Consider the following 11,171-nt stretch of genomic DNA (forward strand, 5'->3'; position numbering starts at 1 on the left):
CCGTCCCCGCCGGCGTTGGTTCGAATCTTTTCAGCTCTCTGCAAACGGCCTCGCTACGCCGCGGCGCGGCGGAGGGTGGCGCGGTTCTCGGGGTTGCTGTGGCTGGTCATCGCATCGAGTCGCTTCGCCACGGTCCGGCGGGCGCGGGCGAGCGCCTCGGCGGCGGCGGCGGCGGGGGTGGCGCCGGTCGCCTTCACCACGACTTCCTTCCCCCTCGCCAGCGCGACCCGCACGGTGCAGGCAAGGTCGTTCTCGTGGGGGCCGTGGCTGGATTCCCCGCCGCGCACGGTGACCTCCGCCGATCTCACGCCGCGGCCGAATCGGCCGAGCAGGCGGTCCGCCTTCTGTTCGAGGTGACTCACGACGGCCCGCAGTTGCGGGGTCCGCGGGAGATGGTGCAGGGAGACTTCAGTCCGCATCAGACGGCTCCAAAATCAGGAAGCGAAACAGTGGGGAACGCCCGCTGCCAAGTCGGCGGCGGGGACGTACGGAACGCTCGTCGGGACGCGACGGATCACAGCGCCCGCCGGATCGGCAGGGCGCCGATTCGCACGGCGCAGCGTCAACCGGCCGGCGACGCCCTTCCTTTCCGATCACGTATCGATCGGAACGGGGAACGCCGTCGGGGACCATGACGGGGTCACCGTCGGAGTCGCCCGGGTCGGGCGGGGGAGAGAGAAGGGCTGCCGCCCGGAGGCGGGGCCGGCGTCGATGGTCGACGCGGAACAAATAAACGGAGTCGCATCGTCTCTCCCGTAGTCGGTGAGGAACGCTCGCTCTACTTTCGACCCGCCCGGCGGGCGAATCTTCAAGATCACTCTACCTGCTGTCCGCGAAGGATCAAGACGTTTCCCCGGCAGCCGTCCGAGCGGAGCGCCCCGGAAGACGAGGCCGAGCGGAAGCGGGACCGGCGGCGGCGCCTGGAAGCTGGTCCTGTTCGGCCATTGGCCCGGTCGCCCGGCAATCGGCCGAGGCAGCGGCGGACGTCAGCCGCACTGCAACGTCATCCAGACGCGGTCGAAGCGGCGGGCGGCGAGGTCTTCGCGACGAATCCACCAGTACAGCATCCCCAGGTCGCCCCACATCATCTCGAAGCCTTGATCGGCGGGGTCGCTGTCGTCGCCGAAGTCGGAGGCGAGTTGAAGCAGCAACACCTAGTCATCGGCTCCCTGCTCCAACGCTTCGGCCCGCGGGTCCTCATAGCCGCTCTCGTCGCCGGTATAGAGGCCGTGCGAGACTAATTGGGCCTCGAGCTGCATATCGCCCTGGACGTTCCACGAGTGCCCCAGCAAATGATGGGCGCCCACATCGTCCGCCTTGCCCGCGGGGTGCTCCAATCGGGCGGACGCCTCCCACAGGCCGTCGTCGTCCTCCTCCGTCAGCGTGCCGGTCGCTTCGAGCTGCTCGTCCAGTCGCTCCCGTGCCCGGGATCGCTGGTGGGGAAAAGTGACCGTCGGGCGGAAGGTCAGGCGGCAGAGGATGAGCGATTGGTCCTCGTCGTCTTCGCATGGCGGACGGAACGTCGGCGTCAACGGAACGCCGGCCGGCGTATAGGCGACATGAAACCCGTTCAACGCCGCCGGGTCGTAGCCCCACGGTTGTTCGGCCAGATCGTAGAAGAAGGAGAGCAGCCCGTCCGACGGGAGCGACTCGGCGACGCCCGCGGCTTCGGCCGCGGGTCGGACGGCGGCGAGGTCGATTTGCAGTAGAAAGTCCAGCGGTCGATTCTTGCCGTCCGGATCGGTGTTGATCGGCCATTCGAACCCCGCCGGCAGGTCCGGCGTCCCGCCGAGCTTGCTGGCGCCGAGATCCGGGGGCGTGCCCTCGCCGACCGGGCTGAGGTCGAACGCGACCGCCGGCAGGGCCGCGGCTTCAAACAGCGATGCGAACTTGGTCAGGCCCAGTTCCTCCAGCGTGCGATCGAAGTGCGGAGGCATGGGCGGCCGCGGCGTCGGGGAGGCGGTCATGTGATCTCTTCAAAGGGAAAGGCCTCGGTCGCCGGGGCCGTGGCGAGTTCGTAGATCGCTTCGGCGAGGCGGTCGCTGACCATCTGGAACAGGCGCTTGCCCTTCTCCGCGGTCGCGGGGTGCGGGTCGCCGTCGCCGGTGGCGGTGGTCAGCAGGTCCCAGCGACGGCTCATCTGCACCACGCCCTCGCGGAGGGATTTAATTCCCAAGGGGCGCGTCGCCCCGGCGTCGGCTCGCAGGGAGCCGTCCTCGTTCCGCACCACCAGGTCCGGGCGCAGGTGCAGCATCAGCGATGTCTCCGTGTCGTCGGCGTGCGAGCCGGGGGCGAGGTCGAGGTCTTCCCGCGCCCCGTCCGCGGCGGCGCCGAACCAGTCGCACAGGAACAGGTGCACCGGGGTTTGTTCCATCAGCTCCCGCAGGGCGAACTTCAGATTGTTCCCGCCGTGGCCGTTGACGATTAATAACCGTTCGACGCCCGCGTCGTTCAAAGACCCGCACAGGTCTCGCAGCACCGCGAGCTGCGTGCTGGGGTGCATATTCAACGCCAGCGGACAACGTTTCATATTGGTCTGCGTCCCGAACGGCACGCCGGGCAACAACACGACCTTCGCCCCTTTCCCGTGAGCGAGGGCGCAGGCTCGATCGGCGAGGGCTTCGACCTGATAATTATCGGTCCCGTGCGGCAGGTGGAGGTTGTGCGGCTCCGTCGCCCCCCACGGCAGCACGGCGAGCGAGAACGGCTCCGTCTCGGAACTCCGGCGGGTCTCTTGATACGTCAGTTCGGACAGGCGCCAGGGGGACATATTGAGAAGGCGGAAGGGGGAGGGCGGACGGTGGAAGGGACGGGGCGAGCGACGGGCGGTTCACCCCGGTTCGCCGTCGCCGACAGGCGGCGCGAGCGTGGGGGAGGCGTGGGCGAGCGCGTCGGCAAGGTTCGCCGAACACCGCCGCGAGGTGCGAGCGAGTCGGAGCAGATCGCCGATCAGCGCCGGCCGGCTGAGCAGCGCCGTCGCACACCGGAGGACCGATCCCTCCCCGGCGGCGAAGGTCAGGAACGGTTCGAGGCCCCGCGGCAGATCGTCGGTCGCGGCGTCGGTCACGACCTTCACCGCGGCGAACGGCACGCCGGCTTCGAGGCACGCCGCGGCGACGCCGGCGGCTTCCATATCCACGATCGCGGCGCCGGTGCGGGCGTGCAACGCGGCTTTCGTCTCGGCGCTCAGCAGCGGGGCGTCGACCGTGGCGAGCGTCACCGGTGAATCGCCCAGCGGAACGGCTTCGTAGCGCATCCCGTCCGGGGCGAGCACCGCGTCCGCGGTCGCCACGTCGCCGACGTTCAACGCCGGGTCCAAGCCGCCGCAGTAGCCGATGGAGACGACCAGCCGGGGGTTGAGCCGGCCGATCCCGTCGGCGGTCGCGGCTTCGGAGCGATCGCGGCCCACGCCGCCGGCGATCGACTGCCAGTCGTCCCGCGGCGGCGGCAGTTCCCGCTTCAACGCGGAGATCAGCAGCACGGGGCCGTCGGGATCGAACATGCGCCCACGCTAACGCATCGGCGCTCGCCCCCGTTATCGTCGCGGCATGATCGCCGCCGCCCTTCTTCCCGCCCTGTTGGTCCCCGTGCTTGGCGCTCCGCCGGTCGAACTCCAGGGCGCCCCCGCCGAGAACGCGACCGTCGTCCCGCTGTGGGAGGCGGTCGAGGTGCCCGCCGAGGGCATCCCCGGCGGGCTGGCTGGCGGCGAGGCGCCGACGTTGTCCATTCACAAAGCGGCCGAACCGAACGGAACCGCGATCGTCGTCTGCCCCGGCGGCGGATACGGCACGCTGGCGACCGGGCATGAGGGCAAGGACGTCGCGGAGTGGCTGAACTCCAAGGGCATCACGGCGGGCGTGCTGCGGTATCGGGTCTCGCCGAACCGGCATCCGGCGCCGCTGCTGGACGTGCAGCGGGGGATCCGGCTGATGCGGAAACACGCGGCGGATTACGACGTCGACCCGGCGAAGGTCGGCGTGCTGGGCTTCAGCGCCGGCGGGCACCTCGCGACCAGCGCCGCGACGCTGCACACCGAGGAGAGCCGCGCACTCAATCCCCTCGCCGACGCCGACCCGCTGGCCGGCGCCGTCTCGGCCCGGCCGGACTTCGCGGTGATGATCTATCCGGTCATCACGTTCACGGGACCGCATGCCCACCGCGGCAGCGCCCGCAACCTGCTGGGGCAGGATGCGACGGACGAACAGTACGAAACGTTCTCCCTCCAGAATCGCGTCACGGCCGAGACGTCCCCGAGCTTCCTCGTCGCCACCAACGAGGACGCCGGCGTGCCGCCGGAGAACAGCGTGCTGTTCTGGCAGGCCTGCCGGAAGCACGGCGTCCCCGCCGAACTGCACGTCTATCAGAACGGTCGGCACGGCTTCGGGCTGGGATCGGCGAAGGGCCGCGGCGGCCCGGACTGGACCGGCGCCTGCGAGGCCTGGATGCAGGGCCGCGGCCTGCTGGGCGAGTGATCTGCGGTTCGTTCGGTTCGTTTCCTCCCGCTCTGAGGCCCGTTCGATGCTCGCCGCCCTCCTGCCCGCCCTGTTGATCCCCGCGATCGGCGCCCCGCCGGTCGAGTTGATGGGGCCGCCCGCCGAGGGCGCCGTCGTCCTGCCGTTGTGGGAGGGCGTCGAGCCGATTGACGGAGCGATCCCCGGCGGTTTGGTCGAAGGCGAGGCGCCGACGCTGGCGATTCATCAACCGGAAACCCCAAACGGCACGGCGGTGATCGTCTGCCCCGGCGGGGGATACGTGACGCTCGCCACCGGGCACGAGGGGAAGGACGTGGCGGCGTGGCTGAACTCGCTGGGCGTGACCGTCGGCGTGTTGCGATATCGGGTGAAGAAGCAGGTCCCCGGGCCGCTGCACCCCGCCCCGCTGCTGGACGTACAACGGGCGATCCGGCTGATGCGGAAGCAGGCGAAGCGGTTCGACGTGAACCCGGACCGCATCGGCGTGCTGGGCTTCAGCGCCGGCGGGCACCTCGCCGCCTGCGCCGCGACGTTGCACACCCCGGCGACGAAGTCGCTCAACCCGTTGGCCGACGCCGACCCGCTGGCGGGCACGCCGTCTTCGGAGGGAGTCAGCGCCCGACCGGACTTCGCGGTGATGATCTATCCCCGCATCACCTATGTGCGCCCCGCGACCGACCGCGACGGCAAGCCGAGCGTGGCCGGCAACGGGCGGAACCTGCTCGGCGAGGACGCGACCGACGAACAGTCGCGGGCGCTCTCTCCATATACGCAGGTCAACGCGGAGACGCCCCCGTCGTTCCTCGTCGGCACGAACGGCGATACCGGCGTGCTGCCGGAGAACAGCGTGTTGTTCTGGCAGGCGTGCCGGGCCGCGAACGTCCCCGCGGAGCTGCACATCTACAACGACGGCGGCCATGGCTGGGGCATGGGCGGCCCGGAGAGCGAGGCCCGCGGCAATCCGGGTCCGGACTGGACCGGAGCGTGTGCGATCTGGCTGCGCGGCCGCGGATTGCTGGGCGAATGACGAATGTCGAATGAGGAATGACGGCGGGGGCGATACCTTGGCGCCGTCCCCGCCGCTTCGTCACTCGACATTCGCACTTCTATGCCTCTTCAAACCGACGCCGACCGCGCCGCCAACACGGCCGATCCCGCCGCGGATCCGGACGCAGCCGACCCGAATGCTGTCGACCCGACCCCCGGGGAAGCGGCCGAAGGCGCCCCGGACCCACTGACCGCCGGGGAGGAGATGTGGAAGGAGTTTCAGGCCGATCTGTGGGAGTTCCTCCCCTGGCTGGCGGCGGGCGTGGGCATCTTCCTGGCGTTCTGGCTGCTGGCGGTGATCCTGCGGGGCGTGGTGAGCCGCTTGGCGGCGTCCCGCGGCGTGGACGCCTCGCTGGGCCGACTGCTGGCGAAGGGCGTCTACATCACGCTGTTGGTGACGGGACTGATCGTCGGGCTGGAGACCGCCGGCATCGATATGACCGCCGCGGTCGCCGGCCTCGGCCTGACCGGCTTCGCGTTGGGCTTCGCATTAAAGGATATCGTCTCCAACCTGATCGCCGGCGTGCTGATCATCCTTTATAAACCCTTCGACGAGGGCGACACGGTCAAATGCGGCGGCTTCGAGGGCGTGGTGAAGCGGATCGACCTCCGCTACACCTTCATGGAGAACGAGGGCGACGACATCTTCCTGCCCAACAGCAAGCTGTTCACCGACCCGATCGTGGTGAAGGGCGGCACGAGTTCGCCGGACATGCGTCCCGAAATGGCCGCTGAGGGAACGCCCGCGTCCCCGGCGTGACGCTCCCCCGCTTCGCCGTCGCCGTTAGGCGGCGCGCCCGCTCACGGACGCGCGCCGCCTAACGGCGACGGCGAAGCCGGGGGTGCGTGGGCGACTTACGGCGCCGACAACTTGGGCTGGCCGTAGACGGTTTGTTCGTCGCCCTGCTCCGTCATCCAGGCGTCGACGGCGGCGCTCATCGCCTGCACACGCTCGGCGTGGGCGGGGTCGGCGGCGAGGTTATTTAATTCCTGCGGATCGACTTGCAGGTCGTACAGTTCCTCGGCGGGGCGTTGTTGATAGCGTCGCACCTTGTCGGCGGCGGCGGGGGTCGTCTCCGCCTTCTTCACCCAGCTCGGCCAGTAGCCGGTGTCGCCGGGCTTCTCCGTGACGTGGGAGGTGAACTTGTATTCCGGGTGCAGGTTGCGGATGTATTTATAACGCTCGTCCCGCACGCCGCGGGACGGATAAACGTTGATGTTCCCGTCGCCGCTGTGCGTGGCGAAGACGCGGTCCCGATGGCTCTCCGCCTCGCCCGTCAGCACGGGCAGGAAGCTGCGGCCGTCGAGTTCGTCCTCCCCCGCCAGCGCCTGCGGATCGCCGCCGGCGGCGGCGACCAGCGTGGGCAGGATGTCGACCCATGTCACCATCGCGTCGGTCCGCACGTTCGGTGCGATGCGGCCGGGCCACACGGCGATCATCGGGGTCCGCAGGCCGTCGTCGTACAGGTTCCACTTGCCGAACGGCCACTGGGCGCCGTGGTCGCTGGTGTGCAGGAACAGAGTGTTCTCGCCGAGAACCTCATACGCGGCGTCGAAGGTGCGGCCGAGTTCCTCGTCCATCGTCAGGACGGCTTGGTAATACATCGCCCGCGCGGCCCGCGTCTTAGGCGTGGTGACGTGCGTTGTGGGGATCTGGATGGACTTCGGATCCACGTCCCGCGGCTTCGGCCAGGGGACGTGCGGCCAGTTCGTGCCGACGAACAGGCACAACGGGCGGTCGTCGGTGCGGTTCTTCAACCACTCGATCGCCTCGTCCACGGCCACGTCGTCGTGGTAATTGAAGTGTCGGGCGACGTCGAAGCCGTAGTTCGTCACCTGCCGGTAGTGGGCCACCTTCCCGAACGAGACGACCTGATAGCCGAGGTCGTGGAAGTACGCCGGCAGCTTCTTGATCTCGTCCCGCGGCTTCGAATGGTTCGCCTCGGCGCCGTTGCGGGCGGGCATGAGGCCGGTCAGCAGGGCGGCCCGGCTGGGGGCGCAACTGGGGGAGACGACGAACGCCCGGTCGAACGTCATCCCCTTCGCCGCGACCCGTTCCATCTGCGGCGTCTTCAGATCCTTCGAGCCGTACAGCGACGAATCGGTGAGCGTGTGGTCGTCCGAGAGGAAGACGACGACGTGCGGCCGCTCCGCCGCGGGGGCCAAACCGGCGCAGAGCAACGGCAGCAGAGCGAGCGAGCGAACCACGGGCGGCGTCCGAGAGCGGGTCGGGAAACGACACAGCCTGACCGCGGCCGTCCCGCGGAACAACGTCCCCCGCTTCGCCGGCGCCCGCAAGGCGTTCGATCGTCGTCCGAACCCACCCGGTCCGCCGGCCCGGCGTCGGAAGGTCTCGAACTACGGCCTCGCGCTGATCGAGAAGCAGAAGATCAAGTACTACTACGGCCTGCGGGAGAAGCAGCTCCGCACGCTGTTCGACAAGGCCCGCCGGATGCCCGGCAACACGGGCGAGAACCTCCTCACCCTCTGCGAGCGGCGCCTGGACAACGTCATCCGCCGCAGCGGGATGACGCTCACCCGTCCGCAGGCCCGCCAGGGCATCGCCCACCGTCACTTCCAGGTGAACGGCCGCACGGTCAAGACGCCCAGCATTCTGGTGCGTCCCGGCGACATCGTCACGGTCCGCAACCGGCCGAACCTGAAGCGGATGTACGAAGGCGTCGCCGGCAGCGACGTCACCCAACGGGCGGAGTTCCTGAGCTTCGACCAGTCCGGCCCCCGCATCACCGTCACCGCGATGCCGGACTTCGGTGACGTGAGCCTCCCCGTCGACGTCGGTTCCGTCGTCGCGTTCCTGAACCGGTAACGCCCCGGTTCGCCATCGATTCATGCCGAAGCCGGGCGCGGTTGCGTCCGGCTTCGGTTGTTTTGGGGAAGGACGTTTCGACGGCCTCGCCGGTGGGAGCGATGGCGGCATGCGGCATGGGACGGCGTCGGGTCAGCAAAAGGGCATTCTGCGGAGCCTCTGGCGGCTCGCTGCGATCCCGGCAGGGATCAACCGCGTCACGCTGGTCCGCTTGATCCATCAACGGCGAGCGAAGTGAGACGCAGCGTCGCGCTTCCCCCCGCTGGCGGCGGTCGGGCGGGCGTGTCGGTGGTAAGGTGCCCGCTTCCGCCGTCCGTTCACCGCCACCGTTCTGCGCCCCGATGCCCGACGCTCCCGCCCGCCACGGCGAACGCCACCGCGCAACAGACCGCCGTCGCTTTCCCGCCGCGTTGCTGTTCGGCGCCCCGGGCGTCGGCAAGGGCACGCAGGGCAGCATTCTGGCCCGTATCCCGGGGTTCTTTCACCTGTCCTCCGGCGACATCTTCCGCTCGATCGACCTCGGCGGCGAAGACGGCCGTGAGATCACCCGGCACATCTCCCGCGGCGATCTCGTCCCGGACGAACTGACCGTCAAGATCTGGCGTCGGGCGCTGGACGCCCACATGTTCCTCTCCAGCTTCAAGCCGCGCGAGGACCTGCTGATCCTCGACGGCATCCCCCGCAACGTCCATCAAGCCCAGATGTTGCAGGAGCACGTCGAGGTGAAGGCGTTGATCCACCTCGAATGCACGGACACCGAAGCGATGGTCACCCGCCTCCGCCGCCGGGCGCTGCGGGAAGGGCGGATGGACGACGCCAGCGAGGACATCATCCGCCATCGCTACGAGGTCTACAGCCGCGCCACGGCGCCGGTCAGCGAGTTCTACGACCCCTCGGTGATTCATCGGCTGGACGCCATCGGCAGCCCCGCGGCGATTCTGCGGCGGGTGCTGGACGTGCTGGTGCCGATCCAAGATGCCGTCTTCGCCGCCCCCGAAGCCGCCGCCGAGGGCGAAACGCCGGCGCCGGGGGCGTGAATGCGGGCCGGCGGGGTCTTCTCCCCTCTCCCTTGAGGGAGAGGGGCCGGGGGTGAGGGTGAGCGAGTCTCCGCACGCGGGCGTTCGTGGTGCGGCGGGCGAACGGGCGACGAGAGCGGCGGGATGCTGAAGGGCGATCGAGTGGGAAATGCTCCCCCTCACCCCCGACCCCTCTCCCCCAAAAGGGGGAGAGGGGGGAACTGATCAACAGCGATTGCGCCGTGCCGTCGCCGCTTGACGCCGCCGGCGTGATCCGCGGCAATCGGCGGGTCGTTCCCCGACCGTTCGCTTCCGCTACTGGCCCGCGTCGATGTTCATTCCGGTCGGCACCGATGCGCCGATCTATCACATCCCCGTCGTCACGATCCTGCTGGCGATCGCAAACGTCGCGGTGCATATCGCCCTCGGTCAGATTGCCCCGGACGATTGGGACCGGCTCAGCAGCCTAAAGCTGGACTACGCGCTCTGGTTCGGCGAGGGAATTCACCCGCTGCAATGGCTTACCAGCCCGTTCCTGCATCGCGGGTGGATCGAGCTGATCGCGAACGTGATCTTCCTCGGGGCGTTCGGAATTATCGTCGAGGGGAAGCTCGGCTGGTGGCGGTTCCTGCTGCTCTATCTGGCGATCGCCGCGACCGCCGCGGGGGTCGAACAAACGTTGCTATTGGGCGGCCGACTGACCGACCCGCCCCGGGCGGAGATGGAAGCGCTGATGCTCGCACGCGGCGACGAGCCGGAGGAAATCGACGCGGCGCTCGACTTCATCAGCTACCAGGATCATGCGGTCGCGATGGGCGCCAGCGCGGCGATCTTCGGGCTGGTGGCGATCAGCATGGTCTGGGCGCCGCGGAACGAAATTAACGTCTTCTGGTTGATCTGGCGGATCGGGGGGATCGCCGAAGTGCCGATCCTCTCGTTCGCCCTGCTCTATATCGGCTTCGAGTTCGTCGCGCTGGCGATTCAGTCGAGCCTGTTGGGCTGGGAATACGCCGTCAGCAACGCCTTGATGAATGTGATCGGCGCCGCGGTGGGCGCCGGCGCCGGGGTGTTGTTGTTGAAAAATAATTGGGTCGATTGCGAGAACTGGGATCTGTTCGCTGTGCTTTCGAACACCCACGGCAATCAGGACGAGTTCGATCTCAGACGCAGCGACTATCAACGCGAATTAACGGTTCCGACGCAGACCGCCGTCGGGGCGACCGGCGTGCAGTCCGGCGACGACCTCTCGCACGGTTCCCACGTCGCCGTCCCCCGCCGATCGGGACGCGGGCCGACGAAGAAGAAGCCGCGTCGCCAAGCGGACGTCTTCGCCCGCCTGCGCAAGCATCTCGACGCCGGCGACGGCATCAGCGCCCTGGGCGAGTGGGAAACGCTCGTCGGCGGGCGGCCGAAGCTCGTCCCCCCGGAGCCGGACCTGTTCGCCCTCGCCGAGGCCGTCGATCAGGCGAACTTCCCGCAGGAAGCCGGGGACTTGTTCGCTCTGTATCTGCGGTCGTACGCCAAACCCAAGCCGGACGCGGCGCCCCCCGCGGAGGGCGAAGAACCGCCCGCGTACGACGCCGAACATAACAGCGTGATCCGTTTGCGAGCGGCCCGACGACTGTTGGAACGCCCCGGCCGCCGCGGGCAGGCGGCGACGTTGTTAAAGGGCGTGGACGCCGCCGCAATCTCCCCGAAGCGCCGCAAGCTGTTGGAAAAGCTCACCGCGATGGCGACGGGGTGAGGCCTCGGTCGGTGGTCTCCCCTCTCCCCTCTCCCCTTTTTCGGGGAGAGGGGTCGGGGGTGAGG

At 69.0% G+C, this 11,171-nt stretch carries 10 protein-coding genes and 1 pseudogene; 6 read left to right on the top strand and 5 right to left on the bottom strand.

Going from position 1 to position 11,171, the window contains the following annotated elements; genetic code table 11:
• Window positions 1–53 precede the first annotated feature (53 nt).
• The 4 genes and pseudogenes from LzC2_RS08610 to LzC2_RS08630 all read right to left on the bottom strand — a co-directional run bounded on the left by LzC2_RS08610 (window position 54) and on the right by LzC2_RS08630 (window position 3,502).
• Window positions 54–419, bottom strand: a complete 366-nt coding sequence (locus LzC2_RS08610; RefSeq protein ID WP_171185870.1) for an HPF/RaiA family ribosome-associated protein — start codon at window positions 417–419, stop codon at window positions 54–56.
• A 567-nt stretch (window positions 420–986) separates the two neighbouring features.
• Window positions 987–1,967, bottom strand: a pseudogene (locus tag LzC2_RS08620) (YwqG family protein).
• Complete coding sequence (locus LzC2_RS08625) at window positions 1,964–2,770, bottom strand: creatininase family protein (RefSeq protein WP_171185876.1); 807 nt, start codon at window positions 2,768–2,770, stop codon at window positions 1,964–1,966. Before LzC2_RS08625 ends, LzC2_RS08620 begins: the two are co-directional and overlap by 4 nt.
• Before the next feature lie 60 nt (window positions 2,771–2,830).
• Window positions 2,831–3,502, bottom strand: a complete 672-nt coding sequence (locus LzC2_RS08630; RefSeq protein WP_171185878.1) for a phosphorylase family protein — start codon at window positions 3,500–3,502, stop codon at window positions 2,831–2,833.
• A gap of 46 nt (window positions 3,503–3,548) precedes the next feature.
• On the opposite strand from LzC2_RS08630, the gene LzC2_RS08635 reads away from it, so the two are divergent.
• The 3 genes from LzC2_RS08635 (at window position 3,549) to LzC2_RS08645 (ending at window position 6,279) form a co-directional block, all read left to right on the top strand.
• Window positions 3,549–4,472, top strand: coding sequence for an alpha/beta hydrolase (locus LzC2_RS08635; protein ID WP_171185880.1), 924 nt, complete (start codon window positions 3,549–3,551; stop codon window positions 4,470–4,472).
• 46 nt (window positions 4,473–4,518) lie between these two features.
• Window positions 4,519–5,499: an alpha/beta hydrolase gene (locus tag LzC2_RS08640; RefSeq protein ID WP_171185883.1), complete on the top strand. Its 981-nt coding sequence runs from the start codon at window positions 4,519–4,521 to the stop codon at window positions 5,497–5,499.
• Window positions 5,500–5,580: 81 nt separating this feature from the next.
• Window positions 5,581–6,279 carry a mechanosensitive ion channel family protein gene (locus LzC2_RS08645; RefSeq protein ID WP_171185884.1) on the top strand — a complete coding sequence of 233 codons (699 nt, stop codon included), beginning with the start codon at window positions 5,581–5,583 and terminating at the stop codon, window positions 6,277–6,279.
• 95 nt (window positions 6,280–6,374) lie between these two features.
• Here the strand turns inward: LzC2_RS08645 and LzC2_RS08650 are convergent, their stop codons facing one another.
• A complete protein-coding gene (locus tag LzC2_RS08650) occupies window positions 6,375–7,685 on the bottom strand; it encodes a sulfatase family protein (RefSeq protein WP_206678621.1) in 1,311 nt (436 codons plus the stop codon).
• Here LzC2_RS08650 and rpsD point away from each other — a divergent pair.
• The 3 genes from rpsD (at window position 7,630) to LzC2_RS08665 (ending at window position 11,106) form a co-directional block, all read left to right on the top strand.
• Window positions 7,630–8,346 carry a 30S ribosomal protein S4 gene (gene rpsD / locus LzC2_RS08655; RefSeq protein WP_315854590.1) on the top strand — a complete coding sequence of 239 codons (717 nt, stop codon included), beginning with the start codon at window positions 7,630–7,632 and terminating at the stop codon, window positions 8,344–8,346. The genes LzC2_RS08650 and rpsD overlap by 56 nt on opposite strands.
• 341 nt (window positions 8,347–8,687) lie before the next feature.
• The gene (locus tag LzC2_RS08660) at window positions 8,688–9,383 is read left to right on the top strand and encodes an adenylate kinase family protein (RefSeq protein ID WP_171185888.1); all 696 of its coding nucleotides are present in this window, start codon (window positions 8,688–8,690) and stop codon (window positions 9,381–9,383) included.
• Between the two features lie 310 nt (window positions 9,384–9,693).
• The gene (locus LzC2_RS08665) at window positions 9,694–11,106 is read left to right on the top strand and encodes a rhomboid family intramembrane serine protease (RefSeq protein WP_171185891.1); all 1,413 of its coding nucleotides are present in this window, start codon (window positions 9,694–9,696) and stop codon (window positions 11,104–11,106) included.
• The last annotated feature ends 65 nt before the right edge of the window (window positions 11,107–11,171 follow it).

It is taken from the genome of Alienimonas chondri, from assembly GCF_013036045.1.
In the GTDB taxonomy this organism is placed as follows: Bacteria; Planctomycetota; Planctomycetia; order Planctomycetales; family Planctomycetaceae; genus Alienimonas; species Alienimonas chondri.